Source organism: Marimonas arenosa, from assembly GCF_030848945.1.
In the GTDB taxonomy this organism is placed as follows: Bacteria; Pseudomonadota; Alphaproteobacteria; order Rhodobacterales; family Rhodobacteraceae; genus Marimonas; species Marimonas arenosa.
Map to the genome: position 1 here is coordinate 569,526 of NZ_JANHAX010000003.1, position 24,522 is coordinate 594,047.

The 24,522-nt window shown below is 60.7% G+C and carries 21 protein-coding genes and 1 pseudogene; 15 read left to right on the top strand and 7 right to left on the bottom strand.

The window, feature by feature from the left end; translation table 11 throughout:
• Positions 1–975 precede the first annotated feature (975 nt).
• The 8 genes from NO357_RS12960 to NO357_RS12995 all read left to right on the top strand — a co-directional run bounded on the left by NO357_RS12960 (position 976) and on the right by NO357_RS12995 (position 11,041).
• Entirely contained in the window at positions 976–2,535 is a 1,560-nt protein-coding gene (locus NO357_RS12960) for an amidohydrolase family protein (RefSeq protein WP_306736094.1), read from the top strand.
• A 52-nt stretch (positions 2,536–2,587) separates the two neighbouring features.
• A complete protein-coding gene (locus tag NO357_RS12965; RefSeq protein ID WP_306736095.1) occupies positions 2,588–3,814 on the top strand; it encodes a matrixin family metalloprotease in 1,227 nt (408 codons plus the stop codon).
• A 28-nt stretch (positions 3,815–3,842) separates the two neighbouring features.
• Positions 3,843–6,017, top strand: a complete 2,175-nt coding sequence (locus NO357_RS12970; RefSeq protein ID WP_306736097.1) for a S8 family peptidase — start codon at positions 3,843–3,845, stop codon at positions 6,015–6,017.
• Positions 6,018–6,031: 14 nt separating this feature from the next.
• Positions 6,032–7,162 carry a trypsin-like serine peptidase gene (locus NO357_RS12975; RefSeq protein WP_306736098.1) on the top strand — a complete coding sequence of 377 codons (1,131 nt, stop codon included), beginning with the start codon at positions 6,032–6,034 and terminating at the stop codon, positions 7,160–7,162.
• A gap of 750 nt (positions 7,163–7,912) precedes the next feature.
• A complete protein-coding gene (locus NO357_RS12980) occupies positions 7,913–8,488 on the top strand; it encodes a DUF4956 domain-containing protein (protein WP_306736099.1) in 576 nt (191 codons plus the stop codon).
• Positions 8,489–8,499: 11 nt separating this feature from the next.
• Entirely contained in the window at positions 8,500–9,339 is an 840-nt protein-coding gene (locus NO357_RS12985; RefSeq protein WP_306736100.1) for a polyphosphate polymerase domain-containing protein, read from the top strand.
• Positions 9,340–9,447: 108 nt separating this feature from the next.
• Positions 9,448–10,299 (top strand): porin, encoded by an 852-nt coding sequence (locus NO357_RS12990; RefSeq protein ID WP_306736101.1) that lies wholly within the window; start codon positions 9,448–9,450, stop codon positions 10,297–10,299.
• 100 nt (positions 10,300–10,399) lie between these two features.
• Positions 10,400–11,041 carry a hypothetical protein gene (locus NO357_RS12995; protein ID WP_306736102.1) on the top strand — a complete coding sequence of 214 codons (642 nt, stop codon included), beginning with the start codon at positions 10,400–10,402 and terminating at the stop codon, positions 11,039–11,041.
• A gap of 69 nt (positions 11,042–11,110) precedes the next feature.
• Here NO357_RS12995 and NO357_RS13000 read toward each other — a convergent pair.
• Positions 11,111–11,307, bottom strand: a pseudogene (locus NO357_RS13000) (YgaP family membrane protein).
• A 332-nt stretch (positions 11,308–11,639) separates the two neighbouring features.
• Positions 11,640–11,993 (bottom strand): transmembrane 220 family protein, encoded by a 354-nt coding sequence (locus tag NO357_RS13005; RefSeq protein ID WP_306736103.1) that lies wholly within the window; start codon positions 11,991–11,993, stop codon positions 11,640–11,642.
• A 108-nt stretch (positions 11,994–12,101) separates the two neighbouring features.
• Between NO357_RS13005 and NO357_RS13010 the strand changes: the two genes are divergently transcribed.
• Genes NO357_RS13010 through NO357_RS13020 form a run of 3 tightly spaced genes read left to right on the top strand, consistent with a single transcriptional unit; the run spans position 12,102 to position 15,327 of the window.
• Positions 12,102–13,301: a 3-dehydroquinate synthase gene (locus NO357_RS13010; RefSeq protein ID WP_306736104.1), complete on the top strand. Its 1,200-nt coding sequence runs from the start codon at positions 12,102–12,104 to the stop codon at positions 13,299–13,301.
• Complete coding sequence (eboE, locus tag NO357_RS13015) at positions 13,301–14,488, top strand: metabolite traffic protein EboE (protein WP_306736105.1); 1,188 nt, start codon at positions 13,301–13,303, stop codon at positions 14,486–14,488. Before NO357_RS13010 ends, eboE begins: the two co-directional genes overlap by 1 nt.
• On the top strand, positions 14,485–15,327 hold the full coding sequence (locus tag NO357_RS13020; RefSeq protein WP_306736106.1) for a UbiA family prenyltransferase: 843 nt from the start codon (positions 14,485–14,487) through the stop codon (positions 15,325–15,327). The genes eboE and NO357_RS13020 overlap by 4 nt, the downstream gene beginning before the upstream one ends.
• Positions 15,328–15,333: 6 nt before the next feature.
• Here NO357_RS13020 and NO357_RS13025 read toward each other — a convergent pair whose 3' ends face one another.
• Positions 15,334–16,719 (bottom strand): alkaline phosphatase family protein, encoded by a 1,386-nt coding sequence (locus NO357_RS13025; RefSeq protein WP_306736107.1) that lies wholly within the window; start codon positions 16,717–16,719, stop codon positions 15,334–15,336.
• A 27-nt stretch (positions 16,720–16,746) separates the two neighbouring features.
• Positions 16,747–18,063, bottom strand: coding sequence for a PQQ-dependent sugar dehydrogenase (locus NO357_RS13030; RefSeq protein ID WP_306736108.1), 1,317 nt, complete (start codon positions 18,061–18,063; stop codon positions 16,747–16,749).
• 154 nt (positions 18,064–18,217) lie between these two features.
• Between NO357_RS13030 and NO357_RS13035 the strand changes: the two genes are divergently transcribed.
• The 3 genes from NO357_RS13035 to NO357_RS13045 are packed head-to-tail and all read left to right on the top strand — an operon-like array spanning position 18,218 to position 20,503.
• Positions 18,218–18,946, top strand: coding sequence for an EboA domain-containing protein (locus NO357_RS13035; RefSeq protein ID WP_512699423.1), 729 nt, complete (start codon positions 18,218–18,220; stop codon positions 18,944–18,946).
• Positions 18,943–19,866 (top strand): TatD family hydrolase, encoded by a 924-nt coding sequence (locus NO357_RS13040; protein WP_306736110.1) that lies wholly within the window; start codon positions 18,943–18,945, stop codon positions 19,864–19,866. The genes NO357_RS13035 and NO357_RS13040 overlap by 4 nt, the downstream gene beginning before the upstream one ends.
• A 7-nt stretch (positions 19,867–19,873) precedes the next feature.
• A complete protein-coding gene (locus NO357_RS13045) occupies positions 19,874–20,503 on the top strand; it encodes a TVP38/TMEM64 family protein (protein WP_306736111.1) in 630 nt (209 codons plus the stop codon).
• 82 nt (positions 20,504–20,585) lie between these two features.
• Here the strand turns inward: NO357_RS13045 and NO357_RS13050 are convergent, their stop codons facing one another.
• The 3 genes from NO357_RS13050 to NO357_RS13060 form a co-directional block, all read right to left on the bottom strand.
• Positions 20,586–21,341: a c-type cytochrome gene (locus NO357_RS13050; protein WP_306736112.1), complete on the bottom strand. Its 756-nt coding sequence runs from the start codon at positions 21,339–21,341 to the stop codon at positions 20,586–20,588.
• A gap of 101 nt (positions 21,342–21,442) precedes the next feature.
• A complete protein-coding gene (locus NO357_RS13055; protein ID WP_306736113.1) occupies positions 21,443–22,753 on the bottom strand; it encodes a PQQ-dependent sugar dehydrogenase in 1,311 nt (436 codons plus the stop codon).
• A gap of 202 nt (positions 22,754–22,955) precedes the next feature.
• Positions 22,956–23,663, bottom strand: a complete 708-nt coding sequence (locus tag NO357_RS13060; protein WP_306736114.1) for a FadR/GntR family transcriptional regulator — start codon at positions 23,661–23,663, stop codon at positions 22,956–22,958.
• A 209-nt stretch (positions 23,664–23,872) separates the two neighbouring features.
• Between NO357_RS13060 and idi the strand changes: the two genes are divergently transcribed.
• The gene (gene idi / locus NO357_RS13065; RefSeq protein WP_306736194.1) at positions 23,873–24,391 is read left to right on the top strand and encodes an isopentenyl-diphosphate Delta-isomerase; all 519 of its coding nucleotides are present in this window, start codon (positions 23,873–23,875) and stop codon (positions 24,389–24,391) included.
• Positions 24,392–24,522: the final 131 nt, after the last annotated feature.

The window sequence follows — 24,522 nt, forward strand, 5'->3', positions numbered from 1 at the left end:
CATCGCGCTCTTGACCCGACCTTACTACAGCAAAGAAAGCCGTAAAGAGGAAACCCGACTTTTTCCCACAGGTTTTCCAAGTTCCTGTCGAACTTGCCTCGCGTGGAATGTTGTCTGTGCCCCGGCAAAGATCCGAGCTGCGACCACGCCACGGTACTGCTCGGTGTGGCCAGGCTCCTTGCTTGTCTCGCGATGGAGACCTCCACCAGGCGCCAGATTCTGCGCGTGCAGCGAATGTTTCCTCTGACGGGCCGCGCCGCAGCATCGGACATAGATGATGGACGGCGGCCATGGGTCGTCCGCAACATCGGCTCCTCGGAGGATGCCAGGACAGATGCTGAAATATCGCCTGACCGCCAGGAGCCTAAGCAGGTGATTCAAATACGCGCCAATTGGCGTCGGCGACGGCGCATTACGGCTCTGAGCCCAATCGACCGGGTGTTCCGCGATGCTCAAGCGGGTGCGACCCGAAAAAAGCTGGCAATGCCAATGAGAGGCTGGCCCAACCTGACCGCTCACCGGCGAGGTGATTGCCGCGGTGCAGCTTCACCAAACCTGGCGTCAATCCATTCTGCAGCGACGCCAAGGTGCGCAAAAAGCTTTGGATTTCCCGCGGTGTCTATCTTCGCGCGGGCGCCCGAAGGTCATTCATGCTATGGTAGAATCGATTTGGCGATGATTCTTTTTGCTAGTCTTGACGTGAAGAAGGAGCATTTCTCGTGATCCTATTTCCATTTCTGCGGATGCCCGACACCTCGACCATCGCCTCGATCGAGAAACCAATACGGTCCGCGCTGGTTGCTTGAGTGACCTGAACAGCCGGCGCCTTTGAGGCGCGGCGCTGGCTGGCGTCAAAAAAACAAGGAAAGCGGCGGCATGATTGGACGACGCGATCTTATCGTAGGACTGGCGGGGACCTTCACGGCCACAGGTCTGTCGGGCTGCGGCCGTTTACGGCGCTTTTTTCAGCCGGAGGTGAGCCGTACGGCAATCGACATCCATACGCATTTCTTCAATGGGCGCGACGTGCCCGTGGTCGGCTTCCTAAAGCAGACGATCATCCGGGACCCGCACACGCCGGTGGATCAGGATATAGTGTCGGACGCCTTCCTGAAGCTGCTGAAATTCATCCTGCTGATCAACACGCCAACAGCGCGTGCGGAGCTGGATGATATGGGCGGGCAGGTGTCGCCGATCCCGCCGGAAACTATCCGGGCGCGGGACCAGGAGAACGTAGCCGCCGGGATCGCCCGGTTTGCCGGAGAGACCGGGCGCGCGACGGCGGGGCTGAGTACATCCGGACCAGCCGAGAAAGCCATTCTCGATCGCATCGCCGTCGAGGTCGGCGCGCCGGAGCTGCGCAGCGGGTTGCAGACACCGCAGGCCCAGGGGACGGCGCTGGCCGACCGCATCTATCAGACCAGCCGGGCCGATAAGCTGGCGGTGGGTGAGGAGCGGGACTATGTCCACCGCTCACCCTTCATGCAAACGATCCGCTGGGCTGGGCTTCTGACGCGGCCGAGGCTGGATATCCTGGCCGAGCTGGACCGGCTTTACGGCGGGCCGGGCCTGATCCGGATCTTCTCGCCCTCGCTGGTGGATTTCGGCGCTTGGTTCATGACCGAGGAGACGGTGACCCCGGTCGAGGACCAGATCGAGCTGGTTGCGGCGATTGTGCGCCGTTACACCGATGCGTTGGTGTTGCCTTTCGCACCCTTCTGCCCGCTGCGCGCGGCGTTGGAGCGTGAGGACGACCCGCAGTTGGACCCGCTGCGCAATGTGAAGCGCGCAGTTCTGGAGCTGGGTTTTCTTGGGGTCAAGCTGTACCCGCCGATGGGGTTCCGTCCGATCGGCAACGACGGCAAACTGGACTGGGTGCCGCGTAAGCCGCGCGGAGGGGCAGCAGCGCTCGATCGCGAACTGGAGGCCCTGTACCTGTGGTGCATCGAGCACGAGGTGCCCCTGAAGGCCCATGCTAACAATTCGATCGCGGCGGGACCGAATACGGGCCGCTTTGCCGATCCGGCGGGCTGGCAGGTTTTGATGCGTGATCCGCGGTTCGCAGATCTGCAGCTGAACCTGGCCCATTTCGGCGGCTTCGACGAGACCGCGCCGCGCGGGCAGTTCACCTCGCAGGGGGATTGGGAAGAAACCCTGGCCGAGATGGTTGGGGAGTTCCCAAATCTCTATTTCGACCTCGGCTACTGGTCCGAGGCGAGCCAAACCGAGGGCGACGAGCGGGCGCGGGTGCTGGCACGGACCCGCGCGCTGCTGAATCGCTCGCCGCTGATGGGCGAGCGAATGATGTACGGGTCGGATTGGTCAATGCTTGGGCGCGAACCGGGGCACCCAGCCTACCTTGCCGGGGTGCTTGCCGCGCTGGCTGAGCTGGGGCTGGACGAGGCGCAGACCGAGAAGGTGATGGGCGGCAATGCCGCGCGTTACCTGGGGCTGGACCGTGAGGGCAAGCAGCGCAGGCGGATGGCCTTCGTTTATGCCGAGCATCCCATCTACCAGGACATATTCAACCAGTGACACGAGGTTTCGCACCACCGTTTTTCAACAAGCACAGAAGGATTTGACTGCCATGAAACGCCTTGTTCCTCTTGTTTTCTGCATCGCCCTTGCGGCGCCGGCCTTGGCGCAGCCCGTCGACCCCGCAGAGGGCGCGCGCGAGTTGGAGCGCCTTGCCCGCGCGGCGCGGGAGGCCTCGGCCGAGTTGAGCTTCGAGGCGTTCCGGGACCAGACGCTCTATGTCGAGGAAACCGGCAAGTATTACGTCAACGGCGATACGCCGATCCGCAACGAAAAGCTGTTACGCGAATTCTGGGAACAGAACGTGCGCAGCGAACCGCCGCAGGGCGAAGACGGAACGCCGGAATTCACCGTGATGAGTGTCGGCGGGCTGGACCAGATCTGGAGCGTTGCCGACAGGCACCGGCTGACCTATTGCGTGAGCCATGCCTTCGGCAGCCGTCACGCGCTGGTGGTGGGGGACATGCAAGCCGCCATTGCCGCCTGGGAAGCCGTCGCGGACATCGACTTCATCTACGTCGCGGCGGAGGATGATGACTGTAACAACGGCAACGACCGGGTGATGTTCGACGTGCGCCCGGTCAACGCGGGCGGGCAGTTCCTGGCTGCGGCCTTCTTTCCTAACGATCCGCGATCGGACCGCAGCGTGGTGATCGACCCATCGTCCTTCCAGCTGGACCCGAACGGCAACCTGACCCTGCGCGGCATCCTGCGGCACGAGCTGGGCCATACTGTCGGCGGTCGGCACGAACACACCCGCCCCGAGGCCGGGGTCTGTTTCGAAGATAGCGACTGGCGCGGGGTGACGGATTACGACGCCTTCTCGGTCATGCATTATCCGCAATGCAACGGGATGGGCGACTGGTCCCTGACGTTGACGGCCATGGACAAGAGCGGGGTCGCCTGCCTTTACGGCGCGGCGACCGGGTTCCAGATCGACACGTCGATCTGCATGCCTGCCGGTGGCGCACCGGTGCCCGTCATCGAAAGCTTCGGGCCGTTCCAGATCGCCCAGGGCGCGATGCAGATGGTGATGCAGGCGCCGGTCGTGCCGGGATCGCGGTTCCGCGCGGAAATGACCGGCAGCGGCGATCCGGACCTCTATGTCAAACTGGACGGGCCGGCGCTGGTGTCGAGCTATGATTGCCGGCCCTACACTGCCGGCGCCGACGAGACCTGCGATTTCGAAGTGCCTGCGGGGCGCTCGCTCGTCTCGGTGGCGGTGCATGGCTACGAGGCCGGAGAATTCAGCGTCACGGTGACATCCACGCAGCCTTGAGTGGGGAGCCAGGACAGGAGATCAGATCATGGATTGCAAAGCACTGACCCTGGCCGCGATCTTGGCGGCGACATCGGTTGCGGCAGAGATCGCGGTGCCGGAAACCTCGGTCGTGTGGCGTTCGCGCGCGACCAATGCGATTGAGTTGGCGGTCGAGATCGAACAGCTTTATCTGACGCTGTACAATTCCGGCAATCTCACTGTGCGCCAGGAGGAGATCGGCACGCCGCCGCCTTATGTGGAGGACCTGTTGCGCGATCAGGGCGTGATGCATGGGGCGCATTTCCCGATGACGCTGGATGCAATGCTTTGTGATCTGAATCCCGACCTGTGCCGCCGCGTGCGCGTGCCGGTGTCGAGCCGGGAGCTGAATGACCCCGTGGCCCATGTCGGCGGGTTCAAGAGCAGCCGGGGCGCCTGGCGCCTGCAGGGCGGAGAGGAGGTGACGATCCCGGATTACGAGTTCCGGTCCGTAACCACGCTGACCCGCGTTCCGGCGCCGGCCGGCTGGACATCGGACGCGTTCACGCCCGAGCCGGGCATGGACTGTTCGGCCTGGAAGATGACCTGCGAACAGGTGGTGGCGCGCTTCAACCCACGTATCCTGAAAGCACCGTCGGGCAGCGTCACGGTCACCGTGCCCCGACTGCAGCTGGAAACCACGCTGTCGCTGCGGCCCGATACCACGTCGCAACTGTTCGAAAGTCTGCAGGCGTTGCGCGGGGCCGATACCGCGGCTTCGGATACGCCGCGCGACTTCAACGCAGCCGGGTCCTATTCTCAGGACTGGAACAGGGTGCTGACGCGACAATCGCCGGCTGATCTGACCTTGCAGACAATCAAGGAGAACCTGCAGCCGCTGGGGGCGATCCAGATGAAAGGCGTGCGGGACGAGCCCTTTGTCGGGGAACAGGTCGACCTTTTCCGGATCATCCATCATCCCTTTGCGGATATGAAGGATCTCGACGAAAGCTACGGGCGGCCCGTGGATGTCGTGGTGATCGACGCGCCCTTGTCCTCGGGGCATTGCGATCTGCCGGTGCTGCACTCTCCCGACGGGACCGAGATCGCCCCACCGATGAACGGAGAGATCAACGGCTGCGACCAGATCAATCAGGCTGCAATGAGCGACGCGGATCACGCGGCGGCGGTGGCCGGGGTCATCGCGTCGCCGCAGAACGGCAAGGGCACGGTCGGGCTGAACCCCAATGCGCGGCTCTGGATGATGGCGCTGGACCGCAATTCGGCGGCCGATCAGCAGATCCTCTCGCTGATCCGGCAGATTCAGATCGATGTGCCTCAGGATGTACGCGTCGCCAATCTGAGCTTTGGCGTTCGGCCCTTGCTGGCCAATCCCACCGAAATGGAGCAGGCGATGGACATTCATGGCAGTCGCCTGCTGTTCGTGGCCGCGGCGGGCAACGAAAGGCTTGAGTTGTCCGAAGGCAATTGCCCGATCTTGCCGGCCTGCCTGAACCACCTGGACAATGTCATAACGGTGGTGGGCCTAGACAGCGAGATGGACCGCCCGGGCCTGTGGCACAGCCAGTCGGCCGGGTCGAACAGCAATCCGAAGTTCGACATCGGCGCGCCGGCGGAAAACGTGCTGACCACGGTCACCGGCAACAGCTTTGCCCGGCAGAAGGGCACATCGTTTGCCGCGCCGCAGGTGACGGCGGCGGCCTCGCTGATCTTTGCTGCGGGCGAATTTATTTACGGCGACGAATTGGCCGGTGCGCAGCTGGCGCCGAAGATCGTCAAGGACCGGCTGAGCTATACGGCGGATTTCTTTCCGGGTCTGTCGGCCGCGTTGCGCGACGGGCGGCTGAACGTGGAGCGCGCGATCAACGTGCGCGACGCGCAGTTCGAGCTGTTCGACGGGCGCAGGGTCGTGGGGCAGGTACTGGAGGCGCCGTCGGAATTCGTTTGCCGCACGCCGCACCGGAACCAGCAGTTCCAGAAGTGGTACAACGTGCGGCGGCTTGGCTGGAACAGCGCCAAGCAGCGCCATTTCCTGTTCCGCCATATCGGCGACGAACTGGGCGGGCGTTACGGGGTGCTGGAGCGCGATCCCTCGTGCCTCGTGCGCACCTTGTCAGCGCCGATCGAGGTGCTGACGCGAAATGAAGATGGCAGCTCGACCGTCGTGGACTTCCACTTCCGGGACATCCGCGACTACACCTCGCCGCTGTTCGACGAATGAGAGCGCTGGCCGTCATGCTGGCCCTTGTGGCATCATCGCTTGCCGCCCAGGATGCGCCGGTGCTGGAGGCTTTTGTCGATGGCCAGGTCGAGGCGCGCGACATCCGGATCGATGCGCAGGTTCGCAGTGACGGGGACGGCGTGCTCTGGACCGACGAGATCAGCGTGGCGGGGTCGGACTATATCCGGCTTCTGCTGCGGGTCGAGGGGCCAGCCTTTCCGCCCGGCGCCCGGCTGCTGCTGGTCGGCGCGCTGGGTCAGCAGGCCGAGATCGCGCTGGAGACAATCGGCGCGGAAGGGCTGTGGACGCAGCTAATGCCCTTTGGCCGGGTGCGGATGGCGCTGATCGCGGATGCCGCGGTTGCGGTTGAGAGCGTGCTTGTCATCGACAGCATCGCGATGCAGAGCAGCAAGGTCACCCCCTATTCGGTCTATGGCGAGAACCAGCTGACCCCGATCAACGCCGCAGCCGTGCCGGAAAACCTGCGCGGGCTCGGCGCGCCGGTGGCTTTCCTGTCCTTCATTCAGGGCGGTTTTGCGCGGACCTGTTCGGGCTTTCTGATCGGGCCGGATCTGTTGCTGACCAACGAGCATTGCATTAACAATGCCGAGACCTGCCGCACGATGACGGCGGTCTTCGGCTTCGAGTTCGATGCCGGCGGACAGTTGCAGATCGGCCCTCAGGTCGGCTGCAAACAGGTCGAAGAGCGGTTTCTGAACGTGGCGCTCGATGCCAGCGTGGTGAAGCTGGATCGTGCGCCGGGGCCGGATTTTGGCCAAATAAGCGTTGCCGCGAACGCCGCGAGCGTCGCAACCCCGATGGTCATTGTCCAGCATCCCGGTTCGCAGCCCAAGCAGATATCGATCCTCGATTGCGCGGCCGGCGAGATCCGGGTCGATGGCCGGGCGCAAGCGACCGATTTCACTCATACTTGCGACACGGCCGGCGGTTCTTCCGGCGCGCCCGTGTTCGATGCGCATGGCGCATTGGTCGGGCTTCACCATTTTGGCTTTCAGGATGGCGAGGCGTGGGAAACCAACCGGGCAGTGCACGCGGACCTGATTGCCGCCTGGCTGGAAACGCTTGGGGCAGACGCCCCGCAACAAGGCAATTCGGCCTCTGACACCACCGGTGCCGACCAATAACAAGAGGACGGAAAGCGGTGTCGCGACATCGTCATTTCTCGCTGGACTTCAGCGGGCGCCAAGAATGCAAGTGCAGAATGTCCTGTGCGGCGCTAACGCTTGAAGAAATCAGGTGCGGTACCGCGTTAGAAACTGCCGAACCGGGCATCCAGGTTTGCGCTGATTGGGGATTCCAGATTTCCCGTCTACTGCGCCCGATCTGTCTTGTGCCGATATGGTCGATCCGGCTTCGTGGATTTGTCGAGGATGTGATTGTGAAAACTCAAATTGACGTTCACTTTTCCGCAACATGAAATCATCTTTTCATCGTGGTTTTTTCCGGATGCGTTATCGATCAGGGAAGCCATGAAGGTCTCGTTTCTGGTCGCTTTCTGACCAGATCAGTTGTTCCTTAGGGCTGGCGCAGCGCCGTTTAGTCGAATTGCCGCACTTTGCGACAACCGTCTCTCGTTACCAGAAAGCAATAGCCAACGTAGCGCATGCCAAGGCAAGCAACGACAAGCGGGGATGTTTGTTCCCCGAGAATTTCGAGCATAGACACACGGCCCCCTTTAGCCGGTGTCACCCTTCCCCAATCACTTGTTTCCGGAGGGCCTCGGACATTGTCCCGAAAACGCTTCGGACGTTGGTCCTAGAAACCGACCGACCTCGGACCGGCTCAGGTCGCGGTAATTTGTGACAGTGACATGACAGGTTTGTAACACGGCCAGCCCGTTTACCCCATCGGACACAATAAGGGAAAGGCACTCCATGTTTGAATACCTCGCTCCGGTGGCGGAGCTGATCGCCAGGTTCATGATCGATGTTGCCGCGATGAGCATACTGATCTTCGGTTTGTTTTACCGCCGTTATCGTGACCGCGAACTGGCCACGACCGCCTCGATGTTCAACATCTTCGCCTTTGCCGTGCTGACCATCCTGTCCAGCGTCGAGTTCTCGGTCGCTGCCGGGTTCGGCCTGTTCGCGATCCTGGCGCTGTTCAGCTTGCGCTCGGAACAGATCGAGAAGATCGAGATCGCCTATTTCTTCGGCGCCATCGCCATCGCCGTGATCTGTTCGGTCGTGGGCACCAGCCTTTTGATGGTCTTCCTGATCACCGCCTTCGTCCTGCTTGCAGCCTGGGTGCTGGATCATCCCAGCATGCTCAAATCCGCTCACGGAGCCAAGCTGACGCTGGACGCCATCGACCCCGAGATCCTGTCGGACTCTGAAAAGACGCGCCGTATGCTGTCCGACCGGCTTGGGGTCGATGTGATGACCTTCCAGATTGTCGAGTTGAACTACGTCAACGACATGGCGCGCATCAACGTCTTTTACCGCAGCTGAGGAGCCGTCCGATGAACATGATGAAACTCTATTGCCAGGACAGCGAACTGCGCTGGCTGACTGGCGGCTTCGCCTCGATTTCCCTCGATGAGCTCAACGGCAAGGCCGAGATGATGTCGCGCATCGACAACAAATACGTGGTCGACCGCTGGGAACTGGAAAGCATCCTGCCCGCGCTTATGGACGAGTTCGATATCCTCGAAATCGAGGACCGCCGCGCTTTTACCTATGACACGCGCTATTTCGACGATCCCGATTGCAGCGCCTATTACGAACATCACCAGGGGCTGCGCAAAGGCTTCAAGGTGCGCGTGCGGCGTTATTCCGATGCCGGGCTGTGTTTTCTCGAAGTCAAGGTCAAAGGCCTGCGGGGAATGACGATCAAGAACCGACAGCCTTATAATCCGGCCCAACTGGGTGCGTTGACGCCCGAGGCGCATGCTTTTGCCGCCGGCATCTATTCCGGCCACTATGGCAAGGCGTTCGACTATGATCTGCGTCCCTCACTGGATATCCAGTATCAGCGGATCACGCTCGTGGCGAAACGGGGCGGTGAGCGGATGACGATCGATGGCAAGCTGAGTTTTCGCAACACGGGCAAGATGCTGGACGCCCCGAAGGACGTTTTCATCGTCGAGACGAAATCGGCGCTCGGGCGTGGCTTTGCCGACAAAGTGCTGCGTGCCGTACATGCCCGGCCGACCAAGAAATGTTCGAAATACTGCATTGGCATGGCCGCTTTGGGTGCCGTGACACGCTGGAACCGTTTCATGCCGACGATGCGGCGGTTGCGCCTGATCGAAGGGACCGCGCTTGCTGTGCAACCCCATGCGCTGGCCCGCGCGGTGTAGGCAGGAATACCTCAGACTTTGGTCTGATCCCCACACCGCCCGCGCGGAATACACTGGGCGGGCCATCCCGGCACGGAGCAATCAGACCGGGGGAAACGGGGCGAAAAGATGAAGAAAACGTTCCTGGCCGTCGTGATCGGCGGGAGTCTGGCCGCGCCTGCCATGGCAGACCTTCGCTTTGACGGTTATGGCTGGTTCGGCGCCCTTTACGACGACGCGACGGACAAAACGAACACCACCTCGCGACTGCGATTGACGCTGGACGGGGAAACTCAGACCGACAACGGAATAGAGCTGTCTTTTCGTCTTCGGGTGCAGGCCGACAACGGGGGGCTGGCCACTTTCAACGGGGCGAGGTTTGGCCTGCGTTCGGGTCCCCTGCGCCTGCAATTGGGCAACGTCGCGGGCGCGATAGATTCGATGCCGGGGCTTTCCGGAGTCGAACCGGGCCTAACCGATCTGACCGGTCAGACCGCTGCGCTGCGGGCCGATTTCGACGAGTATGACAATACCGGACCGGGCAGAAACGGCGTCGCCGTGCGCTATTCGCAGGGGCAGGTGCAAGTTTCGCTATCGCATTCGAATACAGGGGGCGTGCGGCGCACTGCTGGTCATGTCGCATATTTCGCCGGGCCGGGAGGGCTCGCGATCGGGTATCAGGTGTCGGATCGGGCGGCAGATGATGACCTTGTCGTGCTTGTCTATCGTCATCGCTTCGAGTGGGGTGAGGCGAGCCTGTTTTCCGCCCGTGAGCAGGCGGGGAATGTCTTTGGCGCCTCGGCACTGTGGGAGGGGTCGGAGACAACGTCGCTTCTGGCTTCGGCTTCGGTGGACAATGGGCGAGAGCAATATGGCGTGGGGATTGCCCATGATCTGGGCAGCAGCGCCTTTTTGGAGACGGGTATCGCCTCGGACATGGGGAACGTTACAGCTGATTTCGGGGTGCGTTTCGAGTTTTGATGACACAGGCCGCGAGCGGAGTCAGGGCGACCGCTGTGTTATGAGCAATGAAAAACCGACGCTGAACCGCGTTTTGTTACTGCAGCCAAGGGAGGAAACCATGAAACATCTTTTGACACTTACCATTTGCGCCGCACTGGGCGCGCTGGCCTCGCCCGCCGTGGCCGAGGATCCGCCAATGGGCTTTTTCGTGACATCCGTCGGCATGGGCGATGGTGCCAATCTGGGGGGGCTGGAGGGGGCCGATGCGCATTGCGCCAAGCTGGCCGAAGCGGCAGGGTCGACCGGCCGGACTTGGCGGGCCTATCTCAGCACGCAGGAAGAGGGTAAACGGGGCATCTCGGCACGTTCACGCATCGGAACCGGGCCGTGGTACAACGCCAACGGCGAGTTGATCGCCGTCGATCTCGATCAGCTGCACCTGTTTCCCAATATCGTGGCCCGCACTGCGGTCGATGAAAACGGCAACCGGATCAAGGGCCGGGGCGACAATCCAAACGAGCACGATATTCTGACCGGGTCGATGGCCGACGGCACCGCCTATTTCCCGTGGCAGGAGGGTGACAAGACCTGCTCGAACTGGACCTCGAACGGCGAAGGCTCAGCAACCGTTGGCCACCACGACCGGCATGGCGGCGGCAACACCTCGTGGAACGCGGCGCATGACAGCCGGGGCTGCGGGGCTGAGGCGCTTCGTTCGACCGGCGGCAACGGCTATTTCTATTGCTTCGCCGCGGATTGAGCGGCGCCAGACACAATCGGCCCGGGCAGCACTGCCCGGGCCGGCCACATTTTTTTGGCTGACCCCCGGTCACGAGTCCTTGGACAAAAGGCATGTGCGGATACCCAGAACGGCATAGAGCGGACAAGAGCCGATCAGGCCGATTACCAGCGGGACAAGCCCGACCCAGCCCCAAGGCGTTGCCGGGCCTACAAAACCAGCGCGATCAACACAAGGCCCAGGACGATACGCAGAATCCGGTCGAAGTATCCTTCGTTGCGAGTCATTTAGTGCCTCTGAGAGGGTGCGCGATAGGCGCATTTTCACATGCTGCACGCAGCCTGCCGGTGGCACTGTCGCCGAGAATCTTCGGCAATCCACTCGAGGCTGTGCCGGTCCGCGACCGTCAGTTGGCCGCTACCAACCCCTGCGCCTCGAAATCGGCCAGGCGGCTGACAAAGGCTCGGCCCGATACGTTTTCGGCGGCAAGGCTGTCATGCGTCGTGCCGACATGGAATTTGCTCTGCCGCCCAACCTTCTGCCACTTGGAGCCGGAAACTTCCGGTTATTTCTCAGCATGGTCGACCTGGGTCGACAAGGCTCACGTCGCCGGGAGCAGTCAAGCTTGTGCGGAGCCCCTTCTCACGGCCAACCAAGCCACCCCAAGGGCGGCCAGGGTAATCGCCATGCCCATCCCCTCGCGTGCGGTTTCGGTGTTCCACCAGACCTCTTGCCGCCAGAACCCGGGCGTTTGCGGCCAGAACCACACGACTCCGAATACGGCGATGGCAAGGCAGACCACGAGCAACGTCTTTGCCGCCCCAGACACGGATGCGGGACGAAACGCCGCGAGACCGCACCAAATCGCGGCGACACCATATATCACGCCCCAGAATAGTGCGTCCGGATCATTGTATTGAACTGCTGCAAACAACACCATCAGAATGCAGAATACCGCGGAAATGACTCTCATCGGATGCCTCGCTTCGGGGTTGAGAAAAAACCGTGTGCATCCTAGGCTCCTGTTTTACCCTGCGTCAACAAGTCCGTCATGGCACCGGCGCCGGCAGGAGGGATCACCATGCGTCTGAAAACCATCGATACCGCGGCGCCTGATCAGATGAACAAGGTGCACTGGCAACGGTTTTCGGTTCCCTATGAATACCCGGTCGCTTTTCTGCGTGATGTGTTCGACCCCGGTAATTCGCTTTTTTATCAGATGGTCGCGCGAGAAGAGCGCGACAAAAACCACCGCTGTTTTTTCGTCGTTGACGAGGGGCTGGCCGGCCCCGAGCTTGACGCGAGGATAAGACGCTATTTCGACGTCCATCAAGGCAAACTCACGCTGATAGATCAGCCCATGACCGTCCCTGGCGGGGAGATTGTCAAAAAGGACCTTGCCCATGTCGAGCGGGTTCAGTCCGCTATTCACACCCATGCGATTGACCGGCATTCCTATGTCATCGCGATCGGTGGCGGCGCTGTTCTGGATGCGGTCGGCCTGGCGGCGGCAACATCGCACAGAGGGCTGCGGCACATTCGCCTTCCAACCACGGTTCTTTCGCAGAACGACAGCGGAGTGGGTGTAAAGAATGCCGTGAACTTCAAGGGTGTCAAAAACTATGTGGGCACGTTTGCGCCGCCCTGGGCTGTTCTGAACGACTTTGATTTCCTCGACCGTTTGCCGGTCCGCGAACGCATCGCCGGAGTTTCCGAAGCGGTGAAAGTGGCCCTGATCCGGGACCCCGAGTTCTATGACTGGCTGGAAAAGAATGTCGATGATCTGGCGACCTTTGCGCCACAGGCCGAGGAATATATGGTGCGCCGCTCGGCTGAGCTGCACATGCATCAGATTGCTCATGGCGGCGACCCCTTCGAAATGGGCTCCGCGCGGCCGCTGGATTTTGGCCATTGGTCGGCGCACAAGCTCGAGGCGATGACCAATCACCATGTCCGCCACGGCGAAGCGGTGGCCATTGGTATCGCCCTGGACGCGCGCTATTCGGTGCTGGCAGGCCTGTTGCCCGAGGGCGATGATGAGCGCATCGTCGTGCTGCTTGAAAACCTCGGCCTGCGAATCTGGCACCCGGCGCTGGAAAGCCGCGACGCCGATGGCAGGCTTTCAATTCTGACCGGGTTGCAGGAATTTCAGGAGCATCTTGGCGGCGAGTTGACGATCACCCTTCTGAAAGGGTTGGGCCACGGGCACGAAGTTCACGAGATGGACGGTGATCTGGTGCGGCAGGCGATGGATTGGCTAAAGGCGCGGAACCCGACCTGATGCAATTGCCTGGATCGCTGGGTCATCTGACCTATTGCCTTAATATTCACCCAACCCAGACGTTCAGCGAGGTCAAAGCGGCACTGACTGGTCCGGCGGCTGCTGTAAAGGCCGCGGTGTCGCCCGATGCACCATTTGCCATCGGATTGCGGTTCTCCGGTGAAGCGCTGGATGAACTGGCCGATCCCGCCAAACGCCGCGAACTCAGGGCGATCCTGGATGACAACGGGTTGCGCGGCATCACCGTCAACGGGTTTCCCTATGGCCGGTTCCATGGGACGCGGGTGAAGGAAGAGGTGTACCAGCCGGATTGGCGCAGCGACACGCGTGTGCAATATACGAATGACCTGGCGGACCTGATGGCCGAGCTTGTCCCGGCGGGCGAGTTTGTCAGCCTCAGCACGGTGCCGGGCACGTTCAAGCCGCTTGGCGCCGGGGCCGAGGCGCTGATGGCCGAGAACTACCTGCAATCGGTGGCACATCTGGTCAGGTTGCAGGAACGGACCAGGGTGACGGTCGCACTGGCGATCGAGCCCGAGCCGTTCTGTTTCCTGGAAACAATTGCCGAAACGGTCGACTATTTTCGCGACTACCTGTTCAGCCAGGAGGCGGTTTCGCGGCTGGCCGAACTTACCGGAACAACACCTGCGCAAGCTGCTGAAGCCCTGCCGCGTCATCTTGGGCTGTGCTATGACGTCTGCCATGCGGCGGTCGAGTACGAAAACCCGGCGGGCAGTATCGCGGCCCTGCGGCAGGCCGGAATACCGGTGCATAAACTGCAACTCAGCGCGGCACTGCGGGTGGCGTCGGTCGGGCCTGAACAACGCGCCGCACTGGCCGCATTCGATGAGCCGACCTATCTGCATCAGGTGATCCGCCGCACGGCAAGCGGTTTAGAAAGCACCGTCGATCTGCCCGAGGCGCTTGCCCTGGGTGATGCCGCGGATGGCGAGGAATGGCGCGTCCATTTTCATGTGCCGGTCTTCATTCGCGATCTTGGCGCATTTTCCTCGACCCGCGATTTTCTTGATGAGCTCCTGACGCTGCATCGAAAAAATCCCATCTCGCCGCACTTGGAAATCGAAACGTACACATGGGATGTGCTGCCACGTGAGCTTCGGGGAGAGACGGTCGATCAGGACATCAGCCGCGAGATAAAATGGGTTTTGGATCGGATCACGGGATGACATATCAGACATTTCTCAAGCTCGGACGGGTGTCCAATCTGCCCACCGTCTGGACCAACGCCATTGCCGGGGCGGTTTTGGCGGGACTGCCATCGTTTGGGACGATTGTGATCGTCGCCGTGGCTCTGACGCTGTTTTACGTCGGCGGCATGTGGCTGAACGATGCTTTCGACGCCGAGATCGACGCCCGGGAAAAGGCCAACCGGCCGATCCCCATGGGCGAAGTTGCGGTGGGGACGGTCTTTGCCGGCGGTTTTGCAATGCTGGGTCTTGGGATTGTGCTGGCCTTTGCGATGGGCGTCGCGGCCGGATTGGCGGGGCTTTGCCTGGCGGCGCTGGTAGTCCTTTATGACTGGCTTCACAAGCGCACGGTCCTGAGCCCCGTCATCATGGGCGGCACGCGGTTTTTCTGTTATGTCTTGGCCGCACTGGCGGTGGGCGCAGTCACCGGGTGGGTCATTCTGGGCGCGCTTGGTCTTCTGGCCTATACCGCCGGGTTGACCTATGCCGCCAAGCAGGAAGCCTATGACCGGCTCGACCGGGCCTGGCCGCTGGCTGTTCTGGCGCTGCCGGTGATCTATGCGCTGACGCAAACATCCGCTGACATTGTGGCGCTGCTGATCTGGGCCGGGCTGTTGGCGGTGGTATTGCTGGCCCTGCGGTTACTGTTCCGGCGCGCCAAGGGCGACGTGCCAAAGGCCGTCGTCACCATGATCGCTGGCATGTCGCTTTACGATGCCACGCTGATCGCCGGCGCCGGATACACGGCTCTGGCCTTGCTGGCCGTGGCCGGGTTTGCCCTGACGCTTTACCTGCAGCGCGTCGTGTCGGGCACCTGAAGCCGATCAGCGAAAGACGTGATCCAGAACCAGCGCCTTGAAATCGGTCGCGTCAACCGCCCCTTCAGGCAGCAGGCCGGCCTCTGACGAGATCACCAGCGGGCCATGGTCGGGGTTATCTGTGAGCCGCCCATGGGTGCCTTTGACCAGCTTGGTATCCTTCAGCGAAATCACGTCCATCAACTGACGCTGTCCCAGTTTCCGCTTGGCCAGCTTCCACCCCGTTGCCAGCATCGGGAAGCGGATTTCGGGATCGACAAACAGCTCGACCGGGTCATAGCCGGGCTTGCGGTGGATATCGACGGTGCGCGCAAAATCGGGCGCCTTGTCGTCGTCCAGCCAGTAGTAATAGCTGAACCAACGATCCGCTTCGCTGACGGCAACCAGTTCACCCGAGCGCGGATGATCCAGCCCGTTGGCCCGCTTGCCTTCCTCGTCCCAGACGCTTTCAACACCATCAAGACCGGCCACAAGACGCGAAACCTCGGCGATACGGTCGGGGTTCTTGACGTAGATATGGGCGATCTGGTGGTCGGCCATGGCGAAGGCCTCGGACGCCCCGGCATCAAGGATTTCACGTCCGAATTCCTCGGGCCGTACCGCCAACAGCCCGGCCTCGCGCAAGGCGCGGTTGATGTGGATGGCGTCGGTGGCCTGGGTGATCCCGTATTCGGAGACCACCACGACGCGGCGCCCGGTGTTGTCGGCAAATTCGATCAATTCGCCGCACAGATCGTCGATCTCGCGCAGGTCCTGCTGCAGGCGGGGGTGCTCCAGATCGGGGCCAAGCCGCTGCAGGTTGTAATCGAGATGCGGAAGATATGTCAGCGTCAGCGTCGGATCGCGGGTTTCCATCACGTGAAGCGTCGACTTTGCGATCCACTCCGACGAGGTGATATCGGCCACCGGGCCCCAGAACTTGAACAAAGGAAATTGACCAAGCTTGGCGTCAAGCTCGTCGTGCAGTTCAGCCGGATGGGCATAGTGATCGGGGATCTTCCGGCCGTCGGCGGGGTACATCGGGCGCGGCGTGGCAGACCAATCGGCGGTCGAATACATGTTGTACCACCAGAACATCTTGGCGCAGGTGAAGTCCGGGTTGCGCGCCTTACCCGCATCCCAGATCTTTTCACCCGCAACAAGTTGGTTGGGTTGCCGCCAGAGCAGAATCTCTGACAGGTCACGGAAATACCAGCCATTGGCCACCGCCCCGTGACCCGAAGGGGGCAACCCGGTGAGCAGCGTCGATTGTGCCGTGCAGGTCACCGCCGGGGTGACGGTATTCAGCGGGCGCAGCCCGCCGCGTTGTGCCAGCCTTGCCAGATTTGGCGTGTGCGGCCCCACCAGATGCGGGGCCAGACCGACGACAAGGATTACAAGCGTTTTTTGCATCAAGGCGCCTCGCGGGGGCTGGTTGGATCAGGGAACAAGTTTGAAAATCTTTCCGGTCGAGCCATAGGGGCCAAGCTGGTCATTGGTCAGCACGTAAAGCTCGCCCGCCGCATCGGTATCAAGGCTGACGATACGGGTTTCAAGCCCGGCAAGGTATTCGAAAGGCCAGACGTCTCCGAATTTCGGCGCCGGCTGGGCCACGAAAAGCTGGCCCGAGGGCGCCATGAAATCGGCGCTCCAATCCGCAAAGATCAGCTTTCCTTCCAGTTCGGGAATTGCCTTGCCGCGATACAGGCGGGCACCGACCACGGCCGTACCGATACCGGTTGCGTCGACATTGGTTCCGGGATGCGCGACCTGCATGTTGGGATACTCGATCACCGGATCCTCGATGCGATACCCGTTGGGGCCGTACCGGGAGCAGTGCTCGGGCGGATCGCGGGGCCGGGTCCGGTCGATGCAATGCGTCCCCTCACGCAATGGCCAGCCAAAGTTGCCCGCGCCGGTGATCATATAGACCGATTCCCACAAGGTTTCGGCAACCGCCGTGACAAGAATGGCGCCGGTGTCCGGGTCGACGCCCAAGCGATAGGGGTTGCGAAACCCCCAGGCGTAGATTTCATCGCGCCCCGGTTTGCCGACAAAGGGATTGGTCGGCGGCGTGCCGTAACCGGGGAACCCCTTGTCGACATCAATTCGCAGGATCGATCCAAAGAGAGAGGTGACATCCTGCGCCAAGCGATCCCAGTACAGTTGATCGGCAGGCACATCGAAAGCCGACCAGATCACAGCGGGCCCGACACCATGCGCGCCGCCGCCGTCACCCAGCCCGATCAGAAGATAACCGTCTGGCGTGAAAGACAGCCCGCCGCCATTGTGCTTGCGGCTGGGCCAGTCGAGTTCGAGTAGCACGCGTTCGCTGGAAAGGTCGATCTGTTCGGCGCCAGGCGCCAATGTCAGTTCCGAAACGCGTCGGGTGTAATTCCATCCTGTCGGAGCGGACGGGCGAAGCGGGGCGGAATAGCTGACATAGAGGCGACCATTGCTTGAAAACTCCGGGTGCAGGGCCAGTCCCAGCAAGCCACGTTCTTCAAAGCCGTCATCCAGCGCAATCAGGCGCTCGCTGAGGTCCAGCAGGGGACGGTCGCGCAATCCCGTGTCGGTCAAGACCTGCACCAGCCCGTGTTGTTCCAGCACATACAGCTCACCCGAACCGTCATCGGGATCGGCCAGCCCGATCGGGGCCGTCAGGCCCGACGCGATCTGGCGCAGATCAAGCGCCGCCGTGTGCTGGCCGAAAGCGGCAACACAGACGAATGCTAGGACGAAGCGCAAGACAGGCATGTACCTTTTCCTCATGTGATCGTGGGTAGTGTAGGAGCTTGATCAGACGTTAACAATCAAGGACCGCACCTCCGAAAGGCTGGCATAATCGGTGGCCGTCCGTGTAAGATGAGAACAACAGTTTCAGGGAGGAAGAAACGTGTCTCAAACACCAGTGGAATTGTTGAGGCGTTGGGTTTTGGAACAGGTTGGGGATGAGGCGGCGTGGGTTGCGCAAAGTCTTGAAACGATTGAAAAAGGTGGGTCAGAGCGTGACTTGCACATTTTTCTGGGGCTTGCCCCGCGACGGCTTGGGAAGGCCGATCTCGTATTAACGGACGAGGACCTGGCCGAGGCAGATGCCGCGCATCCGGGATGGTCGCCCGCAGGATGGAGCATCGATGGCGCAGCGCGCGTTCTGGCCTTGCTCAGTTGTGCTAAAAACCGCCCGTTTGCCGAACGGTTCAAAGACCTGCGCCGGACCGCGGATATGGCCGAGCTGATCGCACTTTATCGCGGTCTGCCACTCTATCCCGAACCCGAGACGCTGCATTTCGAAGTCGGCGAAGGCTTGCGCTCGAACATCAAGGCGGTGTTCGAAGCCATTTCCCATCAAAACCCCTATCCGCGCGATCATTTCGATGAACACCGCTGGAATCACATGATCCTGAAGGCGCTGTTCGTTGGCAGCCGCCTGTCGCCCATCATCGGGCTGAAGGAGCGCGCCAATCCCGAGCTTGCCCGTATCCTGGTCGACTTTGCCCAGGAGCGATGGGCCGCCGGGCGGCCGCTGGCCGATGAGCACTGGATTTCAGTAGGACCGTTCCGCAACGATCCGGCCATCAAGGCGACGCTTGAGACCGCGATTGCCGAAGGCAAGCTGACCGAGGAGGCACTGCAATGATGTTGATTGACCCGCATGCGCACATGATCTCGCGCACCACCGATGACTACGAGGCGATGGCCGCCGCCGGGGTCGTGGCCCTGATCGAACCGGCCTTCTGGCTGGGCCAGCCCCGCACCTTTGTCGGCACTTATGTCGACTATCTGTCGTCCATCGTTGGCTGGGAAAGATTCCGGGCCGGGCAGTTCGGCATCCGCCATTACTGTACGGTCGGCCTGAATTCGAAAGAGGCCAACAACGAGGAGCTGGCCGAGGGCGTCATGGAATGGCTGCCGCGTTTCGCCTTGAAAGAGGGCGTCGTGGCCATCGGCGAGATCGGGTATGACGAGCAGACCCCGCTGGAGGACAAATACTTCCGCCTGCAGCTTGAATTGGCGAAAGAGCTGCATCTTCCGGTCATGGTCCACACGCCGCATCGCGACAAGAAACGCGGCACATCGCTGTCGATGGATGTGTGCGAGGAGATGGGTGTTGATCCGTCGATGGTGATCATCGATCACAACAACGAAGAAACCGTCGCCGAAACCTTGCAGCGCGGCTATTGGGCCGGGTTCTCGATTTACCCTTCGACCAAGATGGGCAACGCCCGGATGGTGGAGTTGCTCAAGCAATATGGCGGCGAGCGCATCATCGTCGACAGCGCCTGCGATTGGGGGATTTCCGACAGCCTGGGCGTGGCCAAAACCGCGAAACTGGCGTTGGAAAGCGGCGTACCGGAAGAAACCGTGCGCAAGGTCTGCTATCAGAACGCGCTGGACGCTTATGGCCAATCCGGCCAGATGAAGGAAGAAGACTGGCTCAATCCGCCGCCGATCGACCAGCGTACCGTTTACGAAGGCAATTCGGTCCTGCGGGGCGGTCGCGAACCCCATATCGAGGCCCCGGGTGAACGGCGGGCAGGGCAATTGCTGATCGAATAACGCCAGCATGCTGCGCCTTTTCTTACTCGTGTTGCTGTTGCTCTCGTTCACAATCATTCCGTTTGCGATCTGGGGCGGTGCCCTCGAAACCGCGCTATCGGAACAAGGCGCGGCGGGTTGGATGCGCAGCTTTGGCGGCTGGGCCTGGGCGGCGGGAATCCTCCTGATTGCGTCGGATATCGCGCTGCCGATTCCAGCCACAGCCGTAATGGCCGCCCTGGGGGTTATCTATGGGCCCTGGATCGGCGGTGCCCTTTCGGTTTCGGGATCGGTCCTGGCGGGATTGCTGGGATATGGCATTTGCCGGATGATCAAACCGGACACAGCGCGAATGCTGGCGGGCGCTGAAGGATTTGAGCAGGCCAGATACCTGTTTGACCAATGGGGCGGCTGGATTGTCGCCGGGTCGCGCTGGCTGCCGGTGTTACCCGAAACGATCAGCTTTCTGGCGGGCCTCACGGCCATGCCGGTCCGGCGCTATGTCGTGGCGCTTATTTGCGGCGCCGTTCCTCTTGGATTGATCTTTGCGACCGCCGGGTATCTGGGGTCTGACCGGCCTTTGACGATGATGGTGCTCTCGGCGGCAGCCCCGCTGGTTCTATGGCTCTTCGTGAGACCGTTTTTGCAGCCAGGGTAACGGGCGTTCGACGATCAGGAGAACGCCCGAACCTGCCTGGTCTTGTGGAGCTTCGGAATACGTTTTCAGCCCGTTCTGAACATTACGGCGAAAATCCGGGGGCTTTCACATAGGCCACGATCTGCCGTATCTCGTCGACCGAATAGACCTCGTGCCACGCCGGCATCTTCTTGAAACCCTTGTAGACACGTTTGAATACGAACTCAGGGGTGTATTTGGCGGGTTTCAATTTCGGTGCCTTGCCGGGATAGGCCTTGTAGCCGTGGCAATGGGTGCATTGGTCAAACCAGATTTCCTTGCCCGCTTCGAAATTCTCGGCACTCGCCAAGAACTCCTCGGAGAAGGTTTGAGCCGCGATCACCTCTTCAATGCTCTTCTTGGGGGCCGCCGGCGCATCCGTTGTCTCTTCACTGGCCGAAGCCTCCGGCTGACCAGTCGGCACCGAGGCGAGATAGGCGATAACGTCGCGCCGGTCCTGCTCGTTTTTCAGCTTGTACGACATCGCCGAACGGGCCTTGGGGTTGTCCAGATAGCGCCGCAGAAAATCGGTCGGGTTGTCGAGGTATTCAGACAAATATGCCTCATCCCAGACCAGGCCCTTGTCGGACGCGGCAAGGATATCCTTGCGGTACTTGTAACCTTCCGCAGATGCCGCTGCCCTGCCGACGACGCCGGTCAGAATCGGGCCGGACCGGTGTTTGGCCCCGGCGCCAATCTGATGGCAAGACTTGCATTTCTTGAATACCGCTTCGCCCGCGTCAGCATCCTGAGCCTGCCCTGCAGATACTCCTGCCAGCAGGAGTGCGACAGAAAAGAAAAAAGGCAACGCCTTGAGCATGTGTGATCCTCAATATGTTGTTTTCGGTTCTTCGAGCCTTGTAACAGTCCGGCGCCGCAAGCCAGAAGCTCGCGGCGCCGATCGTTTTTGTGTGCCGCGCCTTAGTTGGCGGGAACGATCTTGTAGATCGTGTCCAGCGTGCCGTTCGGGCCGGTGGTGATCGAGGTCAGGGCGTATACCTCCCCATCAGCATCCTGGGCAAAGGCCAGAACGTAGGGCTTGCTGCCGTCCATGTTGGTCACGTTGGCGACTTCCATCGACCACGTGCCGTCGTCAGCTTCGGTGCCGATAAAGATCTGACCGTCCATGGTGGCAAAGCTCTTGGACCAGTCACCGAAGATGTACTTGCCATCCCAGTCAGCGTGGCTGCCGCGATAGACATAACCACCGGTGACCGAAATCCCCTTACAGCCATCCGGCTGGGCGGTGCAGTTCGGGTACTCCATGATCGGATCGACCATACCCGCCTGATCGCAATCGGCCGGGTGGTCGTCGGGCGCCTGATAGTTGAAGCAATGCGTTGCTTCCTTCTTGCGCCAACCCATGTTGTCACCAGCCGCAATGATATCGACTTCCTCGAAGCTGTTTTGCTGCACGTCGGCACAGAACAGGCGATTTTCGCCGCCCATGTCAAAGCTGCAGCGCCACGGATTGCGGAGACCATAGGCATAGATTTCCGGTGCCGCTTCGTCATTGTCCACGAACGGGTTGTCCGCCGGGATCGCATAGTTCTTGCCGTCAGACGAGCCATTGACGTCGATCCGCAGAATCTTACCGTGCAGAACGCTGAGATCCTGGCCGTTGCCTTCGGTCACGTTGTGGCCGATGCCCCAGTCGTTGGCATAGCCGCCGTCACCTGTGGAAATATAGAGCATTCCATCCGGTCCAAAGCCAATCCAGTGTCCGTTGTGGTTGAACTGCGGCCAGTCGATTTCGGAAATGATCCGGCCTGAATGCATGTCGGCCACGTTCGGATCGTCGGCCGAAACGGTGTACTCCTCGACCGTATTGGTGTGATCCCACCAGAACAGCTTGGCCAGATCACCCTGGAAGTTTGTGGTGGTCGAGTAGGCAACATAAAACTTGCCGTTGTTGGCAAAATCGGGATGGAACGCGATGCCCAGCAGGCCGCGTTCGTCGAAGTCGTGCCATTGAGTGACGATCTTGTTGCGGATGTCGAGGAACGGTGTCGGAAGCAGGTTGCCATCGGCGTCGATCACGCGAACTTTGCCGAACTGCTCGATCACGAACTTCCGATCATCGCCCGCGGGTTGAACCATCGCCAGCGGCGTGTTGATGCCCGTCACATAGGGCTCAAGCTTGATGTCGACGGCCTGTGCCGTCGTCGGGGCGCCAACGACCATCGTGGCACTTAGGGCTAACCCCATCAAAAACGAACTTTTCAAAGCCATTCCTATTCTCCCTGTTCTTAGCGATTTTTTTGGTTGTTACCGCTCCCAGAATAATCACCATCCCAGCAGCGCCTATTTGTTTTTGGAAACAAATTTTGCGCCAAATCTGAAAAATCAACAAAAAATAACTTAATTTCAAAGGCTTGCCGGCTTGTGGCGGGCGATTTTGATCCGCCCCTACAAAGGTGACGTAACGTCAATTTCAGGTTTCATCCGCGAAGATTCTCTGCGCGCCGCGCTCGATATGCGTGCGCATGGCCTTGCGGGCGGCCTCCGAATCTTGGTCCAGAACCGCGTCAATGACATCAAGGTGTTCATGCCGTGAAAGGTTGACGTGGTTGTCATGCGCGCGCTTCGTCAGGGTCTTTGTGATGTTCATGGCAAACAACATATGCGGTCGCAACTGGTTCATAATCGAGACAAAAAACGAGTTCCGGGAGAAGTCCGCCAGACAGATATGGAATTGGGCGTCGCTGACGGAACGTTCATATTCCGTGCCCTCGTCATCTTCTTTGAGGGACTGGCGTTGATCCTCCAAAAAGTCGCGAGCCGACCTGGACAAATTGGCAGCGACGATCGCGGCGATTTCAGGCTCAACGCCCGCGCGGCATTCGAAACAGTCTCTCAACTCGGGCAACTGCGCATCGCGATTGAGTTGAGCGAGGGTCTGCGGGTCAAACTCGGACACGACCGTGCCCGAGCCTTGGCGGGATTCGACGACACCGGATCGTTTCAGACGGTCCAGTGCGGATCGGACAACGGCACGTGAAATACCATAGTCGCTGGCCAGTCGGTTCTCGGCCGGTAGCGCAGATTGCGGCGGGTATTCACCGAGCAAAATCCCGGCGAGGATATCATTGTAGAGCCCGCCAGCAATCCGCTCAGTTTGAGATGCGCCAAAGGTCGGCAACTTTGCTCTCCTCCTTGGAACATGCGTATCACCATCAAGAATTGCCGAATGTGCGCCCAATGACAATCAGTATTCGGGGGCCCGGAGCGGTGAGCGTGTCTTGCACGGCTTGAAATGGCGTCCACGGCAGCGTTACCGCCAAGCGGAGAAGCTACGTCGCCCGCAGGATTTCTCTTGCACGACCCTCCCGAATGACATCAGAAATGACGATGGATTCTCTTATTCCCGCCTGGATCGACAATAGGCTGACCCCATTTGACAAGCTGGAAACACATCGCCTCGGGTTGCGGCATAAGGCCGTCTCGGTCTTTGTCATGCGCGGTGACCAAACGCTGATCCAACGGCGTGCGCTGACCAAATATCATACACCAGGTCTTTGGGCGAATTCCTGCTGTACGCATCCGTTCTGGGAAGAAGCGTCCCATGTTTGCGCGGTGCGCCGATTGAAAGAGGAACTTGGAATCGACGAGCTTGACCTCAAGAGCTGCGGCACGGTGGAATACCGGGCCGACGTCGGGGCGGGATTGACCGAGCATGAGGTCGTCAGTGTTTTTCGGGGAGACGTCACAGAGGCCATAGACATCACGCCAAACCCCTCCGAAGTGATGGATGTCCGATGGGTCGGTCTGGACGAGTTGACCGCGGAAATTTCGGTTCAGCCCGAGATCTTCACGCCTTGGCTGAAGATTTACCTTCAACGCCATCTGGACCTGATCCTTAAGGCATAGGGTCAGGATTCAAACCTGTAGCCAATCGTGGCCGAGCCGGTCGCCCCGGATGGACAAGGCGCTCTTCCTTAACCTGAACGCGGACGGTCAGAAGCCCTCTTGTTGTTTTGAAGGTCAGACTGATGAAGATC